15 protein-coding genes and 3 pseudogenes are annotated in these 25,707 nt (G+C 51.3%); 5 read left to right on the plus strand and 13 right to left on the minus strand.

What is annotated here, in order from left to right; genetic code table 11:
* Positions 1-5: 5 nt before the first annotated feature.
* Positions 6-863: a transporter substrate-binding domain-containing protein gene (locus GS12_RS07515; RefSeq protein ID WP_034945500.1), complete on the minus strand. Its 858-nt coding sequence runs from the start codon at positions 861-863 to the stop codon at positions 6-8.
* Between the two features lie 410 nt (positions 864-1,273).
* Here GS12_RS07515 and GS12_RS07520 point away from each other — a divergent pair, with 410 nt between their 5' ends.
* Positions 1,274-1,750 (plus strand): cold shock domain-containing protein, encoded by a 477-nt coding sequence (locus tag GS12_RS07520; protein ID WP_034915753.1) that lies wholly within the window; start codon positions 1,274-1,276, stop codon positions 1,748-1,750.
* Between the two features lie 697 nt (positions 1,751-2,447).
* On the opposite strand, the gene GS12_RS07525 is transcribed toward GS12_RS07520, so the two are convergent.
* The 5 genes and pseudogenes from GS12_RS07525 to GS12_RS23245 all read right to left on the minus strand — a co-directional run.
* Positions 2,448-2,723 carry a hypothetical protein gene (locus tag GS12_RS07525; protein ID WP_034945504.1) on the minus strand — a complete coding sequence of 92 codons (276 nt, stop codon included), beginning with the start codon at positions 2,721-2,723 and terminating at the stop codon, positions 2,448-2,450.
* Between the two features lie 149 nt (positions 2,724-2,872).
* Entirely contained in the window at positions 2,873-3,157 is a 285-nt protein-coding gene (locus GS12_RS24265) for a hypothetical protein (RefSeq protein ID WP_152601379.1), read from the minus strand.
* Positions 3,146-3,238, minus strand: a pseudogene (locus GS12_RS25280) (RHS repeat-associated core domain-containing protein); the annotation flags it as partial. The gene GS12_RS24265 and the pseudogene GS12_RS25280, both read right to left, overlap by 12 nt.
* Before the next feature lie 180 nt (positions 3,239-3,418).
* Entirely contained in the window at positions 3,419-3,739 is a 321-nt protein-coding gene (locus tag GS12_RS07530; protein WP_034945506.1) for a hypothetical protein, read from the minus strand.
* A 304-nt stretch (positions 3,740-4,043) separates the two neighbouring features.
* A pseudogene (locus tag GS12_RS23245) lies at positions 4,044-4,286 on the minus strand (RHS repeat-associated core domain-containing protein); the annotation flags it as partial.
* Positions 4,287-4,487: 201 nt separating this feature from the next.
* Between GS12_RS23245 and GS12_RS23960 the strand changes: the two are divergent.
* Positions 4,488-4,760 (plus strand): replication protein, encoded by a 273-nt coding sequence (locus tag GS12_RS23960; protein WP_235421108.1) that lies wholly within the window; start codon positions 4,488-4,490, stop codon positions 4,758-4,760.
* A gap of 162 nt (positions 4,761-4,922) precedes the next feature.
* Here the strand turns inward: GS12_RS23960 and GS12_RS07540 are convergent, their stop codons facing one another.
* From GS12_RS07540 to GS12_RS25285, 4 genes are all read right to left on the minus strand, one after another.
* Positions 4,923-5,258: a DUF7716 domain-containing protein gene (locus GS12_RS07540; RefSeq protein WP_052118385.1), complete on the minus strand. Its 336-nt coding sequence runs from the start codon at positions 5,256-5,258 to the stop codon at positions 4,923-4,925.
* Between the two features lie 24 nt (positions 5,259-5,282).
* Positions 5,283-9,527, minus strand: a complete 4,245-nt coding sequence (locus GS12_RS07545) for an RHS repeat-associated core domain-containing protein (RefSeq protein WP_034945511.1) — start codon at positions 9,525-9,527, stop codon at positions 5,283-5,285.
* An 18-nt stretch (positions 9,528-9,545) separates the two neighbouring features.
* Entirely contained in the window at positions 9,546-9,983 is a 438-nt protein-coding gene (locus GS12_RS07550; protein ID WP_034945514.1) for a DcrB-related protein, read from the minus strand.
* 521 nt (positions 9,984-10,504) lie between these two features.
* A complete protein-coding gene (locus GS12_RS25285) occupies positions 10,505-10,822 on the minus strand; it encodes a Shedu anti-phage system protein SduA domain-containing protein (RefSeq protein ID WP_072016851.1) in 318 nt (105 codons plus the stop codon).
* A gap of 86 nt (positions 10,823-10,908) precedes the next feature.
* On the opposite strand from GS12_RS25285, the pseudogene GS12_RS25290 reads away from it, so the two are divergent.
* Positions 10,909-11,033, plus strand: a pseudogene (locus GS12_RS25290) (transposase); the annotation flags it as partial.
* A gap of 67 nt (positions 11,034-11,100) precedes the next feature.
* On the opposite strand, the gene GS12_RS07560 reads toward GS12_RS25290, so the two are convergent.
* The 3 genes from GS12_RS07560 to GS12_RS07570 are packed head-to-tail and all read right to left on the minus strand — an operon-like array spanning position 11,101 to position 12,964.
* Entirely contained in the window at positions 11,101-11,982 is an 882-nt protein-coding gene (locus tag GS12_RS07560; RefSeq protein WP_034945519.1) for an SPL family radical SAM protein, read from the minus strand.
* A gap of 13 nt (positions 11,983-11,995) precedes the next feature.
* Positions 11,996-12,751: a colibactin biosynthesis phosphopantetheinyl transferase ClbA gene (gene clbA / locus GS12_RS07565; RefSeq protein ID WP_034945521.1), complete on the minus strand. Its 756-nt coding sequence runs from the start codon at positions 12,749-12,751 to the stop codon at positions 11,996-11,998.
* Positions 12,752-12,964: a response regulator transcription factor gene (locus GS12_RS07570; protein ID WP_034945523.1), complete on the minus strand. Its 213-nt coding sequence runs from the start codon at positions 12,962-12,964 to the stop codon at positions 12,752-12,754. It lies immediately after the preceding gene.
* Between the two features lie 453 nt (positions 12,965-13,417).
* On the opposite strand from GS12_RS07570, the gene clbB reads away from it, so the two are divergent.
* Positions 13,418-23,074 carry a colibactin hybrid non-ribosomal peptide synthetase/type I polyketide synthase ClbB gene (gene clbB / locus GS12_RS07575; RefSeq protein WP_034945526.1) on the plus strand — a complete coding sequence of 3,219 codons (9,657 nt, stop codon included), beginning with the start codon at positions 13,418-13,420 and terminating at the stop codon, positions 23,072-23,074.
* A 46-nt stretch (positions 23,075-23,120) separates the two neighbouring features.
* Entirely contained in the window at positions 23,121-25,703 is a 2,583-nt protein-coding gene (clbC, locus tag GS12_RS07580; protein ID WP_034945553.1) for a colibactin polyketide synthase ClbC, read from the plus strand.
* Positions 25,704-25,707 lie beyond the last annotated feature (4 nt).

The following is a 25,707-nucleotide window of genomic DNA, read 5'->3' on the forward strand; positions in this document are numbered from 1 at the left end:
TCCTGTTACAGCGCCGGAGCCGGCATCTGGTCTGCCGGCACGTCCATGACGAAACCGAACCACTTCTGCTGTAGCGCCTTCATGGTGCCATCGTGATTGGCTTCGCTAATGCCGTCGCTGAAAAGCTTCACCAGTTGCGCGCTGTCATCGCCTTTACGTCCCACCCAGCCAAAATAGGTCGTCGGGCCGAGCATCGGCTTCAGAGTGGTAAAAATCCCCGGACGCGCCTTAATGAGCGGGCCGAGGTTAGCCAGTGACTGCGCCACGCCATCAAGACGCTTGTTGGCTAAATCGGCATAGGCTTCATCGAAAGAGACGTACTGTTTGATCTCTTTTATGCCGGGCTTGCCGCTGGCTCTGAGCTTTTGATCAAATGCCTGGAGAACCTGAAGCTGCCCGGAACCGGCCTGCGATCCCACGACCTTACCGTTGAGATCGTCAAGGCTGTTGAGAGAGTCGTCGCCGTCGCGTTTAAGCAGCGCCACGGTGGATTCGGCAATCGGCACGGTGAAGGCAAAATGCTCAACGCGCTGCTTGTTGACGGTGACGGCGGTGACAACGAAATCAAACTTCTGAGCATCAAGGCCAGGCAGAATGCCCTGAAACGGCAGATCAAGCTGCTTCACTTTCACGCCAGGCAGTTTTTTTTCAAGAATATAGTTCATCAAATCCACGTCATAGCCAACAATCCTGCCGTTCTCTACTGACTCAAAGGGCGCGTAACGCGCCTCGGTGGCGATAGTGATGGTTTTGCTGGCTTTGATACGATCCAACTGATCGGCACTGTGCGCCGCCGTTGAAAAAATGGTGGCTGCGCCGAGTAGCGCCCAGCCGAGAGAGAGTGCCTGCTTGTGTCGTGTCATGTTCGTCGCCCCGGTGAAAGTGATTTGAAGGTAATTCAAGTAACTTGACAAATATGACAGAAGCATGAAACGTGCCATGCCGGCTGCGCGGCACATCGGTTCAGATTTTTTGAGATTAAGTTGATGAATTAATGTCGATTATTTTTCATCAGGCCGAAAGAGAGGCACGGAAGGGGATGCGCGGAGCAGGAACAGTGGCCGGAAAGAGTGCACCATCGCACTGTCGCTGTGCAGGAGTCACGTTGCCATGAGGCAGGTACCTGTGCAGGGCAGATTCACGGCCGACTCTTCGCCTGTCAGAGATTTATCGTCCAGACTTAACCTGAAGGCATAGTCTGTGCGCACAGAGTGTTTTACACTGCGCGCTGGAAAAACTGAGCAGATAAACGAGTAAACAGGCGATAAAAGCAATGAACGGAACGATCACAACCTGGTTTCAGGATAAAGGTTTTGGATTTATCAAAGATGAAAACGGTGAAAACCGTTACTTTCATGTGATTAAGGTCGCCAATCCTGAACTGATAAAAAAAGATGCATCGGTGACTTTCGAACCCACTACCAATAACAAGGGTTTGTCCGCTTATGGTGTAAAAGTGCAGGCGGAAAGCAAATACATCTATATTGCTGGCGAGCGCCTTAAGCTCACCTCGATCAAATCTTACCTGGTTTACCGCGAAGAAGTGCCTGCCGTAACACGTATTGATAAAGAAAATGCGGTGCTGTCGGTAGGGGTGCTGATGAGCAGCATCAGGCCGAAAAAAGCCGATAAGCCAGACGAGGTGCGTTCGCTGAAAAAACTGGCGATTACCACCTTCCAGGGAACAACGTTGATCTTCTCGGAAGATGAGATAGACATTGATTCCACGGTAAAACTGCTTAAGGTCTGAAGTCATTCCGACCGTTTTGGTGATGAAATCCTGCGCTATGCAACGGCCAGAATTCAGGCAGAGGCTATTTTGAAAGCCGTTTAGCATTCATTTTCCACAGACCACTAAAAGTATGAAGACCGTCCGGGGAGTCCCTGGTGGGCTCCATGCTTTTGGTTCGCCTGACTGGAATCGCCTTTGCCATTAACTGCCTGATGGGTAAATTAAATTTATTCCTTGTCAGGTCCATCAGAATGCCCTCTCTCTCCAACAGCGATGATCTGAAGCTGGTTCACTACTCAAATTAATGATTCGTACTGGCCGTTCCTGAGCCGTTCGTCATTACGGCGGTCATATCCAGCGGTCCGCCATTCAAATCGGTGCTGAACAAGAAGATTTCATCTTGGCTGTCGTCCCGTAAATGGTCAATACGCGCCAGCGGGCTCTATGCCTCGTCGGGTTCGTAAACATATATCTGGTATTGTCCGCTCTGCTGCTGTTCATGTAGCGACTGGTAGCCCTGCCACAGGAAGCGGGGCTCGGTAATACGGGAGTAAATTTCGAGCCCTTATCCATGATACGTAAAAGAATTTTTTTTAATATGCAGTTCATGTTTTTTTTGATGTTCGTTTATTTTTGTTTTTTTTATTTAACTTTTTAATTCCGTCAACGTAATTTTCAGATGTGGAATGCGAGAATGAGTATGTATGACCGTTAATCACAAAACCACAGCCAATGATGTTTTTTCAAGAACAAAACAATCACCGAAGTATTTTTTGCTCTTTAAGCCATATCTTTCTACTAATGTATCAGCAGGTAGTTTTTCTAAAGAAAAAATTAAATCATTAAGGTCGAAAATGGAGGTTTTATTTTCCATGGTCATTTTTAATCTTATTTTTGACACATTCAAAAAGAAATCAGCTCTACTTATCTCAGGATTGTTAGGTATTTCTTCAATGTCAGGTGAAGATAATAGATTGTGCAGCATCTTCATCCATTTCTTCTCATTTTTTTCATTTGATAGCTTTATTAAATAATTAATTTAGTCTGCTTTTTTTCTCATTGAGTTGTTACCTTAGCACCTGTACGTGTCCCCATTTGAAGCATTTCAATTTCATTCCATTGATTAATATGACTCCCTCCCTACGACCATCCAGCCCCATCAGGAGACGCACCAGTAGGTACTTTAAGTAGAACACCACCTGACCCCTCCTTTATGGCGTGTTGCAAAGCCATATCCTTGTTTGGTGTCCAGGATACATATTGACTTTCCCCAGTCATCCCGCCCTCAGCATGTTGCTCCGGAGTAAGGTCCGTCTCAGGTTTAGCAGGTTTAACAATACCCTTTTTGGCATTCTCAATTTCTGGATGTTTTGCACTTACACCACGATAAAGTTTTTGTTCCCTGCTACAACTTGATAGGCTCATGGGGTCTATCCACATTAAAGGGTTTGGTGCATACTGATAAAGATTCCAGCCGCCTTTAAGCCCAATCGGGTCGGATAGCGAATCTACCTGACCGATGGATCATACTTCCCGTTTCGTTCGTACCCCCCCTGAAATTATCATGTTATAGTCCATACGCTACCGTCTATCGCAGTAAATTCGTCTGTTTTTACCCACAATATTTTACTGAAATAACGAAAAACCCTTACTATTTCAGATATCTCATTTCATGATAATTAGTAGTCAAGTGAACATTTTAATATCATCGAGAGCATCTTCAGCTCTCGATGATACTACTTCATTTGAATTTTTAATCTTATCCATCAAAAAAGGAATTACTGTGCCTTTATTTATCTTTCCATTTATTCTGGCTATATGACCTAAACAAGTTAAAGCTAATCCACTAATGTCATCGTCAGGATTATTTGCCATTCTCATTAACTGCTTCTCAGCCCAGTCAACATCATTTATATTATAGGCAATATAAAGAAGAGTGTCAGTGATTTTGCTTGATTCACCAGAGTTAAGCAATTTCTCTAACTGTAGTTTATTTTCACCCACCACAAATTTTTCCTTTTCTTGTTGTCTTGCCAGATTTGGTCAACGCAGATTGTTGTTTATTATCCAGAGCATCCCAATCACGTACATGTCCGTGATACTCATCTACATTATCTGATAAAGATCGTGTTTTATCTAACACAACAATTTCTTTGTTGGAAACATCAACACCAACTCGCCTTGGTGATGTTGATTTAACCTGGACAGAATTATCTAAAGCAGCTTGACCATTTATGGGCGCACGACTTTTTACCGAGTTATCAGTTGTACCATGATAAGGAGCATCTTTATATACATTAATTTTATCTCCACTCAACCCCAGCGGATCGATCCAGCCCAGCGGATTAGGTGCATACTGATAAAGATTCCATCCGCCCACAAGCCCAATCGGGTCCTGCACCGTAAAGCGTCCAACCTGCGGATCGTAATACCGGAACAGATTGTAGTGCAGCCCGGTTTCACTGTCAGCGTACTGCCCGGCATAGCGCAGCGGCTGGTGAGTCAGGGCCGTTCGCTGCGTGTGTCTGTGAAAACCTTCCGTCTGCCGGGTAAGATTACCCAGAACATCATAGGCAGAACGCAGCTCACCGTTGACCCCCTGTTCAGCGAGCAGTTTTCCTGCTGCATCAAATGTAAACGGAAGTTAGCAGGTGCTGGTTTCTTTCAATGGTAGGAAGTTGATAAAAAACAATTTTTAAAATTATATATAAATGGAGTAAAAGCGTTAACTGAACTTACCGGAGCGGGTACCAAAGTGTTTGAGATTTTGTATAGAACAGTACAGGAGTTCAAGGATACGGACAGAGTTTTCCTTGCTTATGCACTTGAAGATCAAAACATAGTGAATATTTCAGAATCAACGTATTACAGAGGAATGAAAGAGCTTCTTAACAAAGGTTTTATTGCTGAAACAACTGTTCAGAATTCCTATTTTATTAATCCTGCTTTCATATTTAATGGTGATTGTTTGTCATTTGTGAAATCATATGTTTTAACAAAATCATCTTCAATAAAAGAATTAAAGTAGAATGATGGCTTCACGAAGATTATGAAATGATTACAAGTTATTGCTTTCCCAACACAAACGTCTGTCCATATCCTCAGTTAGTTTCTGGTGCTGATAGAGCTAAAAATAGTTTAATACAGCCTGCTACCATAGATAATTATGTGCAGGCTGTCTGGATAAATGTCAGAAGTCTAAAAAATCATCATTTTCAAGATAATAATTTAGAGCATCGATAAAATCTTGATTACTGGCAGAAGGTTTTTGTTCAATTACTGATAAGATTACATCAGCAAACTGCTCACCAGAATAAATATATGATAAACCTCTGCCAGCTGCATCTTGCGGATAGACTTCATTATCATTTTCATCTACCTGTGGATAACCGGAGACCAAATATTCTTTGTCTCCGAATAACTTTCCATTTTCACCATAAATGCAAAAGTTATCATCTTCGCAACGAGTTTTAACCATGATGTCAATTATATCGTTCATTTTCATATTTTTACCTTTAATCGACATAGTATCCCCTTTTTTATTTAGGTCTTAACTACAAATTTTTCTACCAGTAGGACCATCAAGCTTACCTTGTCGTCCAGGTTTTCCACCACCCCATATATCACGTCCACCCTTACCAGTTGGATGATATAAAGAATGATTAGATCTATGATCTGCTCTGTCGACCAGAGTCAGTCTGTTTATATCTTCATGGTGATGCCAGGTTAATCCCGAAGGACTTCTGCTCATATCCCCATCTTTGAGCCAGTCATTCAGTTTTGGATATCTGTTAAGCATATCTTGTCGAAATACCGGAGTCGTTTCCATTTTCTGAACAAAATCCACATTAGCCCTGTTGAACTGGACTGCATCACTGGAATATCGATATTGAGGATCAAGTGAATAATCATGAAAAATATGATATTCACCATTATTTGGCCTGTTAGCTAACCCCCACGGATCAATCCAGCCCAGCGGATTCGGTGCATACTGATAAAGATTCCATCCGCCTGCAAGCCCAATCGGGTCCTGCACCGTAAAGCGTCCAACCTGCGGATCGTAATACCTGAAAAGATTGTAGTGCAGCCCGGTTTCACTGTCAGCGTACTGCCCGGCATAGCGAAGCGGCTGGTGAGTCAGGGCCGTTCGCTGCGTGTGTCTGTGAAAACCTTCCGTCTGCCGGGTAACCTCACCAAAACTCCCGTAATGACAGCTCCACCGGAGCTGTCCCTGTTCATCAGTGATATCCAGCGGTGCACCGTTCAGATCGGTGCTGAGCCAGAGAATCTCTCCGCTATTTTCTTCACTCAAATGATCAACACGCGCCAGCGGGCTGTATGCCTCGTTCGGGTCGTAAATATAAGTTATGCACTGATGTTTATGTCGCTGCTCCTGCAACAGCCGGTAGCCCTGCCACAGGAAGCGGGTCTCACATGTACCGCGCTGCGTGGTAACGGCTTTCCGTGTGCGACGACCCAGCACGTCATAGTGGTAGCGTGCCGTAAATCGGCCTTTCAGGCCGGTGCCTTCTGCCCGTATCAGCCGGTTTTCCGCGTCGTATACATAATGCTGTTCATACAGGCCGCTTCGGCGACTGACCAGGTTGCCCCACCCGTCGTATTTCATAAAGAGATTTTGCCAGTGTGTAAGACGGTTATCCGTCAGCGGCAGGGCGGGCAGCTTATCATCCGGCAGCAGATTATCCGCAGCGTCGTAGCAGAACGTCCGGGTACTGTGACCCGGACGGGCTTCGTAGTGCCTGAGAAGACGACCTTCCTCATCATAGCCATAAATGGTGTTGCCACGCAGCGTGTCACTGACGTCTGACAGTTCTCCGCGCGCGGTGTAGTTGAAGGCGCGTTCGAAGGTTGCCTGTTCCGGCAGGTCGGGTGCGAAGCTGCGTTGCCGGGTACGTCTGCCCGAACTGTCATACTGGCGGGTCTGTTCACGGGTTCCCTGAGTGCGGGACACCTCCCTGTGGAGGCGGTCGCGGGTAAATTCAGAGACCAGTTGCTGATTAAAGCGGATGGCACTGACGTGGCCGGAGCCGTAATGCAGCCAGCTTATGTGCTGCCCGCCGGGCAGGGTCAACGCGGTGAGGTTGTCCAGGGCGTCATAGTCGTAATGCAGCTCACCATTAATGCCCCGCTCACCGAGCAGTTTTCCTACTGCATCAAAGCAAAACTGAATCTCATCCGGTTCCATTCCAGGCGCCATGCCATCGGTGGTTGGTGTGCGCGTCAGGCCGATAAGCTGCCCGCTGTTGTTACGCCGCAAATGGTATTGAGCATCGCAGGTTGTTCGGGTGGTCAGCAGGCCGCTGCTGTCATAGCTGAACGTCTGCATACGCCGGGGAATGCCGCCGTCATTATCCGGTCTGCCGCTTTCCAGCAGGGTGGTGAGCAGTCCCCGTTCGTTCCATTCCATCTGCCGGATTGTGTCGTCCGGGCGGACTTCGCTCAGTGGACGGCCTGTCGGGTCATACGTAAACCGGTACTCACCGCCGTTGCCGTTTTCCAGACGCAGCAAATTGCCTCTCGGGTCATAGTGCCAGCGGCGGATGATACCATTGCGGTCAGTCTGACTGAGCGGCTGCCCCAGGCGGTTATACGTCCAGAGCACTTCGCTTTCCAGCGGGTCACGCCAGGCAGTGAGTTGCCCGTGTTCGCTCCACCTCAGCGTTTCCCGATTGCCATCGGCACGAATAACGGCGGTAAGCTGGCCTGCATCGTTCCACTCGCGACGGGTGATATTGCCTTCTGCGTCCTCGCTGGTAATAAGCTGACCGAACCGGTCATACGCATAGCGGGTGATGCTACCAGAGCAGTCGGTACGCTGCGTCAACAGTCCCTGATGGTTCCATTCAAGTATCACGTCACCGCCACCGGCATCGGTGATGCGTTCCGGCAGCGTTTCTTCTTCATCAAAATAGTGGTACGTGGTTATGTGACTGAGTGCGTCGCTTTCCGACAGCAGGCGACCGTTTAAATCATACGTTGACTGTGTGGCTGTTGAATCCGGAAAAACCGTGCGGGCAATGCGGTCAGTGTTGCGAAACCAGTAATACTCTGTGGTGCGGCCTGCCGGGTCGGTTTCGGTCGTAAGGCGGCCATAACGGTCCCACTGGCTGCGCCGCATGGCGCCGTCAGGCAGGATAACGTCGCATAACTCACCGTCGCGGTAAACGAAGCTGGTCTGGCGACCGTCATAATCTGTAAAGCGGGCGACATTGTCATCATCCTCAACCAGCCAGTTTGCCTGAGCACCGTCATCACGAACGGCACGCCGTATACCGTTATTAAAATCGTATTCAAAATCAAGCTGCTCACCCGCGCTGTTGCGGTATGCCACCACGCGCGGCAGGCCATCAATGTTCCGCCACAGGTATTCATTCAGAAGCCCGTTGCTGTCCTCATGGCTGCGCAGTAAATCCGTGCCGTGCCGGCCGTCATGCCAGCTGAAACGGCGGCGTACCTGACCACCACGTCCGGTGACGCTAATCAACCTGGCCTCATCATCGTAGCCGTAGCTGACCAGGCAGATTTCATCATCCAGCCAGGCTCCGCTAAGTCGGACATTTCCACTGAGAGTTGTGTAGCGGCATACCACACTTTTCCCCGCACTGTCGGCGAGTGAATGCAGCGTGTTGTCATCGTTCCACGCAAACACAATATCGTTACCACAGGGCTCGGTGAGTCGCTGCGGCAGGGAAGGGGAATTGTCCTGCAACGACTGATAATGCCAGCGCTCGCCGCGGATATCATATACTGACCAGCTGTCGTCCTGATGATGCTCCAGCCAGCGCTTCTCCGGTTCACAGAAGGTACGCTGTCCTTTTGGCACGAGAGGAAATGACACGTAATCGCCGGACGGTGCACGCCATACCAGCCCGTCCTGATACGCTTCAAGCCGGGTTTCCCAGAAAAGTGACCAGCCCCGGCCCAGCACGCTGTCGTCGGGATTGCCGCTGCGCCAGTAACGCTGCCAGACGACCGGCAGACGGGAGGGTAAGACAAAGTCCAGCTCGTCGTCACCGGAGAGAAACTTCTGTCCGCTGATAATATCGACCGCGCGAGCGATGATGCCCACGGCAGCCGCACCCGTCATCAGCGCGCCAGCGCGGCAGACGATACGGGCCAGCTTATTAATGCCGGGAATTTTACTGAACAGCTTCGCCAGCGCCCCGGCTTTCGCGGCTCCACCCGCGCCGCCGAGCAATCCTGCAAATAACAGCGTCAGGTCAGACGCTTTATACAGCCATTCTGGCACCTCTGACTGTATCGGCAGTGTCTGTTCCGGCTCACCGCCAGTCATAACGTCTCCGGAACCGGTCATGACCTTTCCGCCACAGGTGGTCTGATCACCGGTACGAACGGCAGGCAGGCCGTTGATGTAAACGCGTGAGGAACCTTCGGCCAACTGCTGTGAGCCGGCATCTCTGGCGCATTCCACCATGCTGTCGGTGGCAAGGGCGGCAGGTTTGCCATTAATGAACACGTTATGAGAGCCGGTGGCGATAACGCCTTCCTTCTCCATACTGGCGGCCCCGGCATCCGCAATACCGTCGCGTGCCGCCGTTGCCAGTTCGCCAGTAAAATACCCCACCGCCAGGCTGGCCCCGACCAGCAGCACACCAATACCCAGACATGACGCCCCGATACCGACAATCATCAGTGCCCCGGCGGCGATACCCCCTGCTGCGGCAATCAGTCCACCGACAATCGTTCCGGCAATCATCCCTGCCAGTGCATGGGAATGACCGATATCATCACCCACGCATGCCGCCTCAAACATAACAACCTTCCTTAATTGTTAAGCGTTAAACTGAAAACTGGCGAGCAGGGTCTGAAAATGCTGGCTGTCCGTGTCCCTGATTTTTCCCGCACGGGTCATGGTGAACACCAGAATATGCTTATTCGCTGTATTAAAGACGGCCTGCTGCTGAAAGACCCGCTGGTTGTCACGAAGGTAGCTGGCATGAATACATTCACCGTGGATAAGATTCTCCCCCAGCACAGCGGCTTCACGCAGCGACAGTTTCCATCCTTTAAGATGCTTATCCATGAGCGCTGACTGGCGACTGATGTAGTCCGTCAGCGCCTCTCCATTATTGAGGGTATCGCAGGAGATGTTAAAGGCGGGGGCGTTCTCGCCAGAAAGGGTAAAGACATTAACCGTGCGATCCTGATACTGGTCAGGAAGCGTTATCCGGCCTTCGCTGAACAGACAGATAGCGTGGCTTTGGGACATTGGGCAGATTCCTTTGCCTGAGAAAACGTAAGTTTGCCACAGGGTATGCCCACTGGCTATATTCGCAACGGGATTTTCATTAACTCAAAAGCCGGTATTCTGAGCCGTTGGGATGAACAGGCAGATACATACCAAAACCATCCGTTAGCTTGACGGATTTCCCGGAAGGTTTCGTATTTATTTTTTTTATATCAGTGAGTGCCACAGGACAGCCTCCGTCTGATGGTACAAACCGGATATGCCAGCATATATACCCTTAAATGCGGGTGGCTGATGCCGTCTTTGAAGGACGTTGTCGAACATGGGGGGAGAAGAAAACTGCCTGACCAGAAAGCGGAAAGCAGACGTTATGAAAGGTCTGCTGACCTGAAGATGGCTCCTCTGACTGGGATCGCCATAGCCATTAACTGGCTGATTGGTAAGCTAAACCTAAAAGTTGGGATTGTCAAGACCACCAGAATGACCACCATTTATAGATATACGTCTTGGTTACTGTCTTCAATATCAGAATCAGGGATATATCACGAAATATAAACATTATCTATTGTAGTTGCACACATAATTCTTTGAAGTTCTTTGAGTTTCTCCAGAAGCTCATCAAATGTGATCACTACGATATCTTTTAAGGAGTGCCGAAACAAATCAAAGGTACTTTTTTGTGCATGTTTCTCAGGCATTGATCCGATAATGACGATGCAATTTACGGAGGATACGTGTATTTCATTCATAGCTCTGTCTTGGGATTTCTTAGCAGCAAAGTGGTGCAGTAGTTGTGTTCGTTGATCAAGGACCTGTGAGATAGAGGCCGTCCACTTTTTATATTGGGCATGCAATACCAACTGTTTGGAGGTTCAGAGGGCCAGTCTAGAACTATGTTTAACACCTGCCAGAATAATAAAATAACTGAAGTGTTATCAGGGCCGGAATGGCATTGAACACCGTTGGTAAAAAAAACGCCATAATTCAGGAGACTATGGAAACCGTATGATCGTGTCTCACGTTGCGTGTCTGCATGGAATCAATGCCAACCAGATTTTCAAATGGCGTAGATAGTATGAAGAAGGTTGATAGATTTTCAGTGGTATAAATTTATGCAATGCCAGTAGATGATTTTATATCAAAAAAGAGCTAATTGTTGAGTGCAATTCTTTTTATACGACTGTATTATCTCTTTCATATCATATATCAAATTATACTGGTCGCAGGTCTCCTCAAATATATTACATAGATCGGTGTAGTGCGGTGGGTAGGATAAATAATTTTCATGGTATTTTTCTTTATAGGTAGACAGAAGATGAGGAAATAATCGCTCTAACCAACTGTAAAAATGTTCCCTCTGCTTATCACGCAATGATAAACAAAACCATGGAAAGACAAATTTTCCACCAGCTTCATACGTTTTTTTTATAATGCATTGTATATTCTCTACATTATCTGTAATAAACGGAATTACAGGCATCATGATTGTACCTGTATAAATATTTTTAGCCGATAACTCGGCCATCGCAGAAAAACGTTGTGAGGTAGTGGAAGCATTACGCTCTATTCTTTTACTCAACTCATCATCAGCACAAGTTATCGAGAATCCGATCAATAATGAGGCATATTGATTGATCTGTTGGAGAAGTTTTGAGTCTCTTAAGATCAAGCTGCTTTTTGTCGCTAGCATTACGCCAAACTGATAATGTGCAATGAGGTCTAGTGCGCGTCGAGTCAGCAATAACTTTTTTTCCAAGTGATTATAGGGATCGCTCATTGAACCAAACCCAATAATACCATTTTGCTTCGAGCGTAGAGCTTGAGCTAGCAAGTGTATACTATTTTTCTTGGCGCTGACTGTATCAAAATTATCAATATGGTAGCATTCGCTACGCGAATCACAATAAATACATCTTAAATTGCAGCCTCGATAGATATTTATAGTATAATCAGTACCAAACCATTGTTGGGATTTTGTTGGTATCAGAATTTTTTTTGCTTCCAGGTAATTAATCTTCATTATTTTCTTTCTTTTAAAAGGAAACATTCTGGCTATTTGACGAATGTATTAGCTGATAGTCGTGATGATAATTTTTAGGCTGAATAGGAAAGAGTTGTAGGGTTATTTTAGGGGCGATGAGCGGAGAGGCTAATGCGAGAAGTGAGTCACATATTTTCCATTGGGAAAAATAAACAGGTGAACCTCTATATTGTGAGGTAAGCTTTTTATTTGTCAAATCAAATTCAATACAATCTAGTCCTAAAGACAAGCCTTTGCCCCGATATTTGATATAAGCTTCTTTGAGCGTCCAGATTTTCCAAAAGAGTAACTGGCCTTCATAAGGAGGAAGTGAATCTATGTCAGTAGCTTCCTGTGAAGTAAAAAAATGTTGACTAATATTCAGATAAGATGCCTGATAAGAGCTGCCTAAATCTCTTATTTTTTCAATGTCGATACCAAGTTCGCAGTGTGAACTTATAGCAATGGCTACTGTATCTGTGGTATGAGAGAGATTAAAAAAAACTGTTTTTGTCAACTGAGGAAAAACTATAAATGGTTTGCCATATTTGTTCGTGCTAAATTGCCATGATTGTAATGATACATCAGGTTGATATCTTGTTAGTGCTGTTTTGAGCAAGATACGACTTAAAATATAGACTTCTTTATCGCTAACAAAATGAAACTGATGATAGCGTTTTGTTTCTTCCTCATTGAGATAATGAAGGAAGTTATCCATACTGGTTTGATGAAAAAAACTAGTATGCCCAAGTAGTATATCAATTTTCATTTAGATAATCTCATCCCTGTCAGCAATGTGTATAGCGTGGTTCGTATTCTTGGCTTGTATTTTATGTTTGATGTTTTTCACATGAAATTTTACTGTGTTTATTGATATGTTAAGATTATGTGATATTTGAGAGTACTCATCGCCTTGTGCCAGCATACGTAACACTTGTCTTTCACGCAGCGATAATATGTTATTTCCCATGAACTTTTCCATATCCCCCCCATCCTGAGTTATAACTGTGGGTCTGTTGGTTTGGCACTATTAAAGATGAATTTACGATACAACGTTTTTTATGTAAAGAAGTGTTATGCATTATTTGCTATATGGGCTTTCCCCTATAACTCCAGACCACAGGACAACATGGGGTTGCCTGTATCAATTCTTACCCGTTACATAGATTGCTATGTTCTGCACGACTTTCAGATTTTTTTGCTTACAGACAGGCTAATTAATAAGAAGAAAAATCATGTAATTAGAATGGCATTATTGATGTAGGTGCTTATTTCATTAAGTGATTAAGCATTGGTGAGTTATATGAATACACAATAAAAAACTATCCTTGTGGATAGGTATGCCATTAGGAAAAACATGTTAATTTTATTTGCAATATCCCCTAATAATTTTTATTTATTTGAAATATTTGTATTATAAACAAGGTGGTGGATTATGGGTAATGCCTCTGGAGATTCTCCGTGTAATAGGAATACCATACGTAAGCAATTACCGCTAACACCTAGTCAACAGGGGTTCTTATTCCATTCGTTAAAGGATAAGGAGAGGCGTAACTACCATGAGCATTTTACATGCATTTTTTCCCAGCATGTAGATAGTGTCAACTTCAAGTGGGCGTTGGAAACGTTATTTCGCACACATGAGTGTTTTTGCACTGAATATCATTGGGAGATTGATGAGTGCCCTTGTCAAGTGGTGAATACCGATGTGTTGCCGGACATATATGTGTTAAACGGTGAGAAAGAGGAATTACGTTTTCCGCTCAATAACGATGAAGTAATCATTTCTGTCCCGCAGGATGAAGGTATTGATGCCATAATTCCTCCGCTGCTACAGGCTGATTTAAAGTACCCTTTTTCCTTAAATTCGATCCCAGTCCGAGCCTATCTTATTCAGTCAGCGAAAGAGAGTGCTTTTATACTTTCATACCACCACATTGTGATGGATGGCTGGAGCTTATCCCTTTTTATTAAACAGTTGCTCCAACTCTATGGAGCGGCTGTGGTCAGTGGTGTGAGGGATGGTAGCACAATTTTTCCCTCATCCCTGAAACCCCTTGTTGACACACTGTCAGCCCGACGACACACCTTTCAGCGAGACTATTGGGCTACATATCTTCAGGAGGGAACACCAACTTGCATCGTGCCGCTGACACAATATCACACTGACACTGACACTGACACTGACACTGACACTGACACTGACACTGACACTGAAGCCGAGAACAATTCTTACGTTTATCAATCACATCATGTAGAGATCACTCTATCACCGGATGTGTGTCAGAAAATACAGACGCTGTGCTGCGAGCACCGTATCACCCCCGCAGCCATCTTCTATGTGGCTTGGGGAATCCTGCTACAACGCTGGTGTTATGCTGACGATGTGGTATTCGGCGCGACGGTATCAGGGCGAAACATGCCAATTGATGGCATAGAAGAAACCCTAGGGCTATTTATTAACACGTTGCCGCTGCGCCTGCGTGATGATGGTGCGACTCTGTTGCAACACTTACAGCGTATGCACCAAACGCTAATAGCGCACTACGGCAATGAACATGATGCCTTAGCTAACATACAACAGCTGGTGCATAAAGAGGGCCATGCTGGTGATCTCTTTAATACCTTAGTGGTACTGGAGAATTATCCTGTCGATGCGGCCTTATTGTCAGGTGCGTCGCCCGTGGCGATTCGCCATCTTAGCGTACAGGAACAAACGCACTATCCGCTGACCTTGACCATCACTCAGCAGGAGAGATTCCGTTTCAGTATTGCCTATGCCCCCCACTACCTGACCGACAGCATGGCGCGAGCGTTGCTGACGCACCTGAGTTATCTGCTTGAACAACTGGTGGACAATCCGCAGCGGCCCATTGCTGCGTTGGTAAACTTGTCTCCATGCCAGCAGGCGCAGGTACTTCAACCCTATCTGGACCGCATGGCGTACCGGGATTGGGATAGTCAATCCAACGTCATCGAACAATTTCATCAGGTTGCTGCGGTTTCGCCAGCACAGGTCGCGGTGGTTGATGAGCAGTGCGCGTTGACCTATTCGGAGCTGGCAGCACGGGCTGAGCGGCTCGCGGCTTATTTGGTACAGCAGGGCGTTATGGTTGGCGATACGGTAGGCATTATTAGCGAACGCCGGGTAAACACCGTGGTTGGCATCATCGCCATCATGTTGATCGGTGCTGCTTATGTGCCCATCAGTCCCGACTACCCAGTGGGTAGGGTGCAGGAAATTATTGATGACAGCGGCTTGGCTCTGCTGCTGGTGCATGGCAAGTCGCTAAATGCATTGCACGTTGCGCAGGGTGATCTCTGTGCATTTCCCGTCGCGCCCTCAGTGGTATTCCCGGCCATCACACCGGATTCTCGCGCTTATGTGATTTACTCATCGGGTTCGACGGGCAAGCCCAAAGGCATCGCGGTGGCGCACCGCAGTTTACTGCGCCTGATGCAAGGCGACAGCCCGCTGAAGGTGGAGAGCGGTGAGACAACGCTGCTGACCTGCCCATTCGAGTTTGATGTTTCGGTGTTTGAGATGTGGTCTACCTTGCTCAACCACGGCAAGCTGGTATTGCTCAGCAAACTGGCATTACTCGATATCGATCACATTCGCCGCACGATCGCTGATGAACAGGTGACGCGCGCTTGGTTTACCTCATCCTTGTTTAACTCCTATGTGGCAGAAGGCGGCGATTTCTTCGGTATGTTACAACGCATTACGGTGGGCGGCGAAGCGGTATCCGCGCGGCATGTCAACGACGTGATGCAGAAATACCCGCATCTGGTGGTGACGAACGGTTACGGGCCGACGGAAAATACTATTTTTACCACCGCGTACCGTTTCAACGGGCTGCAACCCGCCCGAGTCCCGATTGGATACGCGGTGCCGGGCACCTCGCTCTACATTACCGATCTCCACGGGCATTTGTTGCCCATCGGTGCCACCGGTGAACTAGTGGCGGGGGGAGAGGGGGTCGCCATCGGCTATCAGAACAACCCGGCACTGAGCGCGACGGTTTTTGTCCCCGATCCTTTTATTCCCGGCGGCATGATGTACAAAACTGGTGATTATGCCCGGTTGCTGGATGATGGCTGTGTTGACTGTTTTGGGCGTAAAGACGGTCAAATTAAGATCAATGGACAACGAATTGAAACCGGAGAGATCGAGCAGCGCTTGCTGGAGTGCTCCGGCATTATCGAGGCGGTGGTGGTTCCTCACCGCGTACGCGAAACGCTGCATATTGCGGCGGTGGTCTGCGTCAATGATAGCTATGATGAGGTGGAAGTTCGCGGGCAATTGGCTGACAGGTTGCCGCCATTCGCTATTCCGGAATCCTTGGTGGTGGTGACGGAGATTGCCAAAAGCCATAGTGGTAAGGCCGACTTGGCGCAGTTGCGGCATCTCCTGCCCGCCGCACAGTGCAACGCCGCGCCCACCACGACATCAGTGGCGCATGGCGACGTGGAACGTGCGCTGCATGCCATCTGGCAACGCGTGCTCGATAGACAAGACATTGATAGCAATGCCTCCTTTTTCGTGCTCGGCGGCACCTCATTGGATACCATCAGGGTAAAAGGGGAGATTAAGCGGCAACTTGGCTTGGAGATTGATATTACCGATCTCTTTAAGTACCCAACGCTGACGGCGTTAACGCATTTTCTTGATACTGCCGTGTCGCCGGAGGATGCGATGCCAACGCGCGCTGTTGTCTACAGCGACATGCCGGTGGCGATTGTCGGAATGGCGGGACGTTTCCCCGGCGCGGCGAATATTGCGGCGTTGTGGACGCTGGTCGTCGGAGGGGAATCGGGATTAACACTGTTCAGCGATGAGGAGCTGCGCGCGCATGGCGTGATGCCAGACACGTTTAAACAAGCGAATTATATAAAAACCAAAGGGATTATTGACGATCACGAATGGTTTGATGCGGATTTCTTTGGTTATACCCCCAACGAGGCGGAGTGTATGGATCCGCAAATTCGCTTATTGCATCACTGCTGCTGGCAAACGCTGGAACACGCCGGGTGCGATCCTGTCTCCTTTGCCGGCGCGATTGGCATTTATGCCGGGCTGTTGACATCACCCCACTGGCTCAATGCGGTGATGCAAGACACTACCGACTCTACCGCCTTGTACAAGGCCAGTATCCTGAATATCCATGCCGTCACGGCGTTGATTGCCCATGCGCTCAACCTCACCGGTCCTGCCGTGACGCTGGACACCGCCTGCTCCACTTCGGCAGTGGCTATCCACCAGGCCTGCAACGCACTACGTAACCGGGATTGCGATGCTGCATTGGCGGGCGGCGTTTCTATCGAGATGCCTGCGTACCGGGGCTATGAATATCATGAAGGCATGATCAATGCGCGAGATGGTGTCTGTCGTCCTTTCGATAGCCAAGCCTCTGGCACCGTCACCGGTGATGGCGTAGGGATGCTGCTGCTAAAACGTCTGGATGACGCGCTGGCGGATCGGGACTGCATCTATGGCGTGATCAAAGGTTCGGCGGTCAATAATGATGGCAATAACAAGATCGGCTATACCGCGCCGAGCGTGACCGGGCAGACAACGGTGATCCGCACCAGCTTGCGCCGTGCCGGTTTTGATAGCGACAGCATCGGATTGGTGGAAGCGCACGGCACCGGTACGGTGCTGGGCGATCCTGTCGAGTTACGGGCGCTCAATGAGGTGTTTGGTCCTATACCTGCCCCAGTTTGTGCGGTTTCGGCGCTAAAAAGTAATATTGGCCATCTCAACTCGGCTGCGGGAGTGGCGGGCGTCATCAAAACAACGCTCGCCCTGTATCATCAAGTGCTGCCGCCAACGGCGCACTTTCGCCAACTCAATCCTGCTATCGATCTGTCGCGCTCTGCACTGTACGTTAACCCGCAAGTCCAACCGTGGCCGCCGACGCGTCCTCGTCGTGCGCTGGTGAGCGCCTTCGGCATCGGCGGCACCAATGCCAGCATCGCGCTGGAAGCTCATCAGCATGAGGACGACCCTTCAGCGACGCGAGTGCGCGACGACTACCTGTTGTTGTTCTCCGCTAAAACACCCGCCGCGTTAGAGGCGCGCGTGGTTTCCACGCTGGAATATGTCAAGCACGGAGTGGGTGTGCGCCTGCCGGATGTGGCTTATACATTGCAAACTGGACGCACGGCCTTTGACCATCGGCGGGCCTATTTGGTGAGTCGTGGATCGAAAATCGATCTCTCTTGTGCCACGATATTGCAGGCGGAAACCTTCAACGGTCAGCGCACGGCAGCGGAGATCTGCTTCATGTTTCCCGGTCAAGGTAGCCAATATCATGGCATGGCCAGCGCGCTCTATGCCCATCAACCTATGTTTCGCCAGCACATGGATCGCTGCTTTGCTGCGTTCCAACGCTATTCGACGGTCGATCTCAAGGCGTTGCTGTTTGATGATGGGGATACGCGGGATATTGATCAGACGCAGTTCACGCAGCCGGCGCTGTTCTGTGTCGAATATAGCTTGGCGAGCACCTTGATTGATCTGGGGATTACGCCGGACAGTATGATCGGGCACAGTCTGGGCGAGTATGTTGCGGCCTGTATCGCTGGCGTGTTTACTCTTGAGGATGCGCTGCACGTCATTGAGGCGCGCGGACGTTTGATGCAGTCCATGCATCCCGGCAGCATGATGGCGGTCTACCTCAGCCGCGAGCAGTTGACCCCGTGGCTAGCTACAGAACGGGGTATCGAACTGGCGGCGAATAATAGCGCGCAATTTTGCGTGGTCGCGGGCGAACAGGCGGCCATTTCACGTTTGAGCGCACGCTTAGCCGAGGGCGAGATACAGCACACGCGCCTGAAAACCTCTCACGCATTCCACTCGGCCATGATGACGCCGATGCTGCACGATTTTGCACAATTGCTGGGTCAAATCCCGTTGCACGCGCCGCACAGGCGCTTTATATCTAATGTAAGCGGCACCTGGATTACTGGGGAGCAAGCCACCTCACCGGATTACTGGGTGCAGCAAGTGCGCAACGCGGTGCTGTTCAACGAAGGTGCGGCGCAGCTGTTGGTACAGCCCACGCTGTTTATCGAATGTGGGCCGGGAAATACGCTCTCTACCTTTATTCAAGGACATGACCAATACAGCGATCAGCCGACCCTGTTGACGCTACGCAAAGCCAACGCGGCGATCGATGATGAGCACATGTTGCATCGTGCGCTGGCGGCGCTGTGGGTCAAGGGCGTGAATATCGATTGGCGGCGCTTCAACCAGACGGCACTCGGCAAGCACATTCCATTGCCGGACTACCCCTTCGAACAGGCTTATTACTATCGTTATGGTGCTGCACTTTCCGGCTATCGTCAGCACCCGCATCCTCTGCGCCGTCCGCAAGATGAGTGGCTCCAGCGTGTGCTGTGGCGGATGCACGACACATCCTTGCGGGAGGCGTTCTATGCGCCGGGCGAATTGACCATCATTATTAGTGCCGACGGCGACAAGTTACAGCAGACGCTGACAAGTAGCGGTGTTGACAGCATCACCGTGCCGCTGCCGACGTCGCCAGAGGACGACGTGTGGGATAATGACCGTATTCTGATGCATTTCCACGGCATCAGCTCGCTTTTAGCGCACAAAACCTACCGACAGTTGCATTGCCTGTATACTCCCGGCGCGGTGGCAGGATCATCGTTGACGCAGTCGCTCGCGGGGCTTTATCGTGTTGCTCGCTGGTGCGCGCGCAGCACCACGCCGCTGGCGTCCCTAACTGTATTGACCCAGGGTGCGTTTCGCGTACAGGAAGAGGATAACCCCGAACCAGCGCTGGCGGCGCTGTCGGGCGCGGCAAACGTGCTTGCCCAAGAGCTGCACCCGACCGAAGTACGATTGATCGATATCGATGCGCAGGGCAGTGATGAGAACCTGAACTTGCTGACCCAGCGTCTGGCCCCGAGACAAGAAACGGTAATGGCGCTCAGGCAGGGCATGCCCTACCTGCGATGCTTTATCCCGACACGGCTGTTGGCGCATTTACCCCCTCAGGCAGGGTGTCTACCAGGCAGCGTGCTGTGGATTATCGGCGGTGAAAAGGGCATTGGTCGCACGATCGGCGAAGCGCTTGCTCAGCGTGAGGGAGTCCGTGTGGTGCTGAGCAGCCGCGCCGGGTATCACCATGAACCGGTGCAGCAGGATGCATTAGACGTCATCCACTGCGACGTTACGCAGGCGGAGGCGGTTAGTGCTTGTCTGGCGACGCTACTCGAACACTATGGACGGTTGGATGGCGTGATTTTTGCTGCCGACGCCACCACCACATTGACACTGCATCAATTGAGCGAATCTGCGCTACGCGACATGCTAGCGGTGAAAGGACAGGGTACCGCTAACGTGCTGCATGCGTTAGCGCAACGGAATCTGCTGGATGAGCGTCTGCTACTGTTGTTCTGTAACTCGCTGGCTGCCGTGAATGCAGAGATTGGCCAGACAGGCTATGCCGCCGCCAGCGCCTATTTGGATGCGCTGGCACAGCAACTGCGTACCCGCTACGGGGTGAATGCGCTCAGTATCGGGTGGGATGCATTGCGTGAGCAGGGCATGTTGTTGGATGCCATAAACGGCAGTGAATACGACGTATTGCGTGGCCTGCGCCCATTGATGACGGGAACGCTGCTACAGGCTTATAAACGACAAGGGGCTGACGCCAGCTACTACGCGCGCTTATCCCCCGCGTCCGATTGGCTGCTGGATGAGCACCGGATATCCGGTGTCGCCACGCTGCCGGGGACCGGCTATCTGGCGCTGGCGTATGAAGCCCTGCGCCACTACTTTGCGCAAGACCCAATCAGCATTGATGAATTGGTCTTTTTGGCCCCGTTGACTGTGATGGACGACGGCTGTGTTGACATGTTTGTTGACATTTCACCTGACGGGCAGGGGGTTAGTGTCGAGGTGAAATCGATGAAGGAGCGCTTTAGCGGCACGCTGACAACCCATGCCAAAGGCCGAGCGACGCGCCTGATGGCAGACGAGAGCGGTGCGTGCGATCTTGCGAGTCTGATGCGCGGGATGCACACCATCACTCCCCCGGCACAGGGATTATCGAGCACGCACTTCCACTACGGGCCGCGCTGGCACAGCATACAACAACTGTATGGCAATACTGCACAGACTCAGGTTTTCGCCACGCTGGCCCGGCCCACCGCTGCCGCTGATGATACGATCGCGCTGCACCCGGCGCTGTTGGACATCGCAAGCAGCGTTGTCGAACAACTGCCCGGTTTTCATACCGATTCAGTGCCTTTCCTCTATCAGGATTTACGCCTGTACCGCCCGTTGCCAAACACCTTACACGTGGCGCTGACTGTCAATCGGCACGATGAGGAGGGTGACAGCTATGCCTTCACGCTCTACGACACGGCGGGAGAGCTGATTGCCCGCTGTGCGGCGTTGGTGAAGCGCAAGGTACAGATCCACATGCAAGATGCCGATGACGACACGCGACTGCGCGTGCCCAGTGCCGACAACTACCAACTGCAGCTGGCCTCGGAGGAATCGGGTGCAGGTACGCTGGCGCTGTATTCGACGCCGCGCCTGGCGCCGAGGGATTCACAGGTGGAGATTGAGGTAATGGCCACCGGACTGAACTTTAAGGATGTGCTGTTCACCACGGGGTTGCTCCGGCAGCAGCCGGGGGACGCGCCGCTGCAATTAGGACTGGAGTGCGCCGGACGCATTACTCGCGTGGGTAAAAATGTCACCGAATTTGCCCCGGGAGAGGATGTCATGGCGGTGCTGAACGGCGGTTTTGTCCAGTACGCACGGGTAGAAAGCGATTGTGTAGTGAGAAAACCAGCCCATTGCCGCATCGAACAGGCGGCTGCGCTGCCCATCGCATACCTCACAGCCTATTACGCGCTGGTGGTGCGCGCTAATTTGCAACCCGGAGAACGAGTATTGATCCACAGTGCGGCGGGGGGCGTTGGCTTGGCTGCGCTACATATTGCCAAACAGTGCGGAGCACAGATCTACGCCACGGCAGGCAGCGCGCAGAAACGCGATTACCTGCTTTCGCTGGGCGTACATGCCGTGGCGGATTCGCACAACGAACAGTTCGCTGCCACCCTGCTGGCCGCATCGGACGGACAGGGGATGGATGTGATCCTCAACTCCCTCACTGGCCGTCTGCTTGACGCTAGCCTCGCGCTGCTGGCACCGCTGGGCCGTTTTCTTGAGCTGGGCAGCAAGGACATTGTGGAAGACAGAGCGCTACCGATGCGTTTCTTCGCCCAGGGCGGCACCTTTATTCCGATTAATTTTCACGCGGCGCAGGGCGCGTTTAGCCGCTACCTGCAGCAGATTGTCGCTTGGATAGACGATAACACGCTGCCGCTCCTTCCATGCAAATCCGTACCGCTGCCCGAGGTCGCACGCGCCTTCGCCACCCTGACCACGCCGCAACATATTGGCAAGGTGGTGGTAACGCATCGCACTGCGGCAGGCATGGACCGGCTGAACGCTATGATGGCGGAACGGCGCCTCGGCGGCTATGCGCTCAGCATGAGCAATGCCGAGGTGATGCGCCAGTTGTGGCCGCTACTAAACACCCGCTGCCCGTGGGCGCAAGTGCTGCTCTCACCTCGGGCGATCGATCGCTTGGCGCGAGGCAACCGGGTGGATCGCGGTGTGCCGCCCGCCGCTGACGATACGATCGCTCAGCAGACTGTGAAAAAGCGGCCCCGTCCGGAAATGGGCGTGCCCTACAGCCCCGCGACGCGTGAAGTGGAACGTGTGCTCTGTCAGATCCTGGAAGAGTATCTGGGACTGGATAGCGTGGGCATCGATGACAATTATGCCGAATTAGGGGCAACCTCACTCGATATGGTGCAACTGAGTGGGCAGATGGCGCGTCGCTATCCGCAAGTGAGCGTGGTGTCGCTGTACAACCACGGCACCGTGCGCCAACTGGCGGCGTTTTGCCAGCCCCCGGAGGGTGAGCCGGGGGCGCCCTCACCACAGCCTGCGGCACAGACGACTGCGCGCGCGAATCAGGCGGCAAAACGCGCTTTGCAAATCGCGAAAAATATTGCGCGCAGTCGCACGTCTTAGCATTAATCCGGGCGCACCCTCGCCCTGAAGAAAGGTAATGAAGCTTATGGAATACGCAAGCGAAATGAACGGCATGGAGATCGCCATCATTGGCATGGCGGTCCGCTTTCCGCAGTCCCGGACGTTGCACGAATTCTGGCAAAACATCGTTCAGGGTAAAGAGTGCGCCACCTTCTTCAGCGAGGAGGTGCTGCTGGCCGAAGGCGTCGATCAGGCAATGCTGGACAACCCGGCCTATGTGCGGGCCAAACCCTATATCGAGGGCGTATGCGACTTTGATGCTGCATTTTTCGGTTACAGTCACAAAGAGGCGCAGGCTCTGGATCCGAAATCCCGCGTATTACATGAAGTTGCCTACCATGCGCTGGAAGATGCGGGCTATGCCCAACGCACCAACGAGCTGGTCACCGGGGTGTTCGTGGGGGCGTCGGAAGATGTGGATTGGCTACGGCGTTCGCTATCACAGATTGACGGCGATGCGCTGAATCGCTTTGAGTCCGGCATCTACGGTCACAAAGATCTGATCGCCCATCTCATTGCCTACAGTCTTAATCTCAACGGTCCGGTGTATAGCCTCTACACCAGCTGTTCGACTTCTCTGAGTGCAACGCATATCGCTTGCCGCAGCTTGCTGTTTGGCGAATGCGATCTAGCGCTGGCGGGCGGAATTACCATTGATTTACCGCAGAAGTCAGGCTACTTCTGTCAACAGGGCATGATCCATTCCACCGACGGCCACTGCCGTCCTTTTGACAGTCAGGCTTCTGGCACCTTGTTTGGCGACGGCGCGGGCGTGGTTGTGCTTCGTCGTTTGGAGGATGCGCTGGCAGCGGGCGATCGCATCTACGCGGTGATTCGAGGCAGCGCGGTCAACAACGACGGTAAACAAAAAATCGGTTTTGCCGCGCCCGGCCATGAGGGGCAGAAGGCGGTCATTCGTGCGGCCTGTCATCTGGCAGAAGTGAGTCCAGAAAGCATCGGCTACGTTGAAACCCACGGTACCGGCACCCGTATTGGCGATCCTATCGAGTTCGCTGCGTTGACAGAGGCGTTCGATACTTCACGCCGCCAATACTGCGCGCTGGGGGCTGTGAAGGCGAACATTGGCCACACCCACGCGGCGGCGGGCATGGCCGGGTTAATCAAGACAGCGCTGGCACTTCATCACCGGACTATCCCGCCGCTCGCCAACTATCAAACGCCTAACCCGAAGCTGGATCTGGCGCACTCACCGTTTTATATCCCGATGCAGCCGCAGAAGTGGCCCGCATCGGGAACGCCGCCCCGCGCTGGTGTCAGTTCTTTTGGCATTGGCGGTACTAATGTGCATGTGATTATGGAAGGGCTGAATCCTGCGGTGCGCGATGACCAAGTGCGCGCGCGGGTGTTTATTCCGCTCTCCGCGCCGTCTCACGAGCAGTTGGATGAGCTGACGCAACAGCTTGCCCCGTTGCTGACTACCCTTGATGCGGCAACGCTGGCCTACACACAACAAGTGGCGCGCCCCGTGTTTGACTGCCGCCGAGTGATGCAAGTGGAAAGCGATGGTACTCAAACGGTGCTGGCATCGCTGGATACCCTGATGCCCCACGCGCCCTGGGGCCTACACTGTCCAGATTTACGTACTACGCACGACGGTACCTACGTACAGTGGTTGGCGCACTCGGCGCATTATAAACGCGAAGTGGCTGCTCTGACAGCGTTACTCAACGACATGAGCATTCCGCCCGCCTATCGCCACGCTGAAACATGGGCGGCGCAGGCGGACAGCAGCCTGCTGATCAGAGGCTGCCAGACTATCGCCGCGCTGAAAACCTGGATGGGCCTGCTACCGACATTGACACTGCTGTCGGGCGCTGGAGCTGGCCTTTTGCCTGCCGCCGCAGCCAGCGGCGTGATGGCTACGCAAGAAGTGTTGCATCTGCTGTGGGAAATGGAGCAAAAGGCGCTTCATCTCATGCTTCCTGAACGCCATGCGCCTATCCCCGGCTACGTGCTGGCCTGGCAGGGACATCCCATCAACGATGCACAGCGTAACGACAGAGGGTTTTGGAGTGAAGCGCTGTTGGCGGATACCCGAGAACAGGGGGAGGGCGATCACAGTATCAACTGGGTCAGGCTGTCGCCGGAAACAGGGGAAGACGTTGATGTACTGCGCTACGTGGCGCAACTGTGGTGTGCGGGCATCAATGTGGATTGGGCCGTGTGGTACGGCGCGCCGCTGCCGCAACGCGGGAGCGCATCAGCATATCCCTTCGCACACAACCACTATCCATTGCCCGCACGGGCAACAGGTAGTGCGGAGACCCAACCCGAAGCGCACCGCCCTTATCAGGCGCGTCCCGCGTTAAGCGTGCCTTTCGTGGCCGCACACTCGCGGGGTATGCAGCATATCACCGGTCTGATAGAGCTGTTGCTGGAAATTTCGCCGGTCGGGTTGGACGATGACTTTTTTGAATTGGGCGGGCATTCGCTGCTGGTGACGCAACTGACCTCCCGCTTAGAACGCGATTTCAACGTACATATCGATCTTTTGGCCCTGATGGAAACCCCCAATCCGCGCAGTATCTACGCGCATATCGCGGCGCAACTGGGGGGTGAAGACAACCTGGAAACAGCCTGTCAGTAAAGGA

It is taken from the genome of Erwinia oleae (assembly GCF_000770305.1).
In the GTDB taxonomy this organism is placed as follows: Bacteria; Pseudomonadota; Gammaproteobacteria; order Enterobacterales; family Enterobacteriaceae; genus Erwinia; species Erwinia oleae.

Excerpts from the sequence above, each read along its gene's own strand:
- GS12_RS07560 (WP_034945519.1), bottom strand. The coding sequence starts at position 11,982 with ATGAAGATTAATTACCTGGAAGCAAAAAAAATTCTGATACCAACAAAA.
- GS12_RS07550 (WP_034945514.1), bottom strand. The coding sequence starts at position 9,983 with ATGTCCCAAAGCCACGCTATCTGTCTGTTCAGCGAAGGCCGGATAACG.
- clbB (WP_034945526.1), top strand. The coding sequence starts at position 13,418 with ATGGGTAATGCCTCTGGAGATTCTCCGTGTAATAGGAATACCATACGT.
- GS12_RS07515 (WP_034945500.1), bottom strand. The coding sequence starts at position 863 with ATGACACGACACAAGCAGGCACTCTCTCTCGGCTGGGCGCTACTCGGC.
- GS12_RS07570 (WP_034945523.1), bottom strand. The coding sequence starts at position 12,964 with ATGGAAAAGTTCATGGGAAATAACATATTATCGCTGCGTGAAAGACAA.
- GS12_RS24265 (WP_152601379.1), bottom strand. The coding sequence starts at position 3,157 with ATGAGCCTATCAAGTTGTAGCAGGGAACAAAAACTTTATCGTGGTGTA.
- clbA (WP_034945521.1), bottom strand. The coding sequence starts at position 12,751 with ATGAAAATTGATATACTACTTGGGCATACTAGTTTTTTTCATCAAACC.
- GS12_RS07540 (WP_052118385.1), bottom strand. The coding sequence starts at position 5,258 with ATGTCGATTAAAGGTAAAAATATGAAAATGAACGATATAATTGACATC.
- GS12_RS07520 (WP_034915753.1), top strand. The coding sequence starts at position 1,274 with ATGAACGGAACGATCACAACCTGGTTTCAGGATAAAGGTTTTGGATTT.
- clbC (WP_034945553.1), top strand. The coding sequence starts at position 23,121 with ATGGAATACGCAAGCGAAATGAACGGCATGGAGATCGCCATCATTGGC.
- GS12_RS07545 (WP_034945511.1), bottom strand. The coding sequence starts at position 9,527 with ATGTTTGAGGCGGCATGCGTGGGTGATGATATCGGTCATTCCCATGCA.
- GS12_RS07525 (WP_034945504.1), bottom strand. The coding sequence starts at position 2,723 with ATGAAGATGCTGCACAATCTATTATCTTCACCTGACATTGAAGAAATA.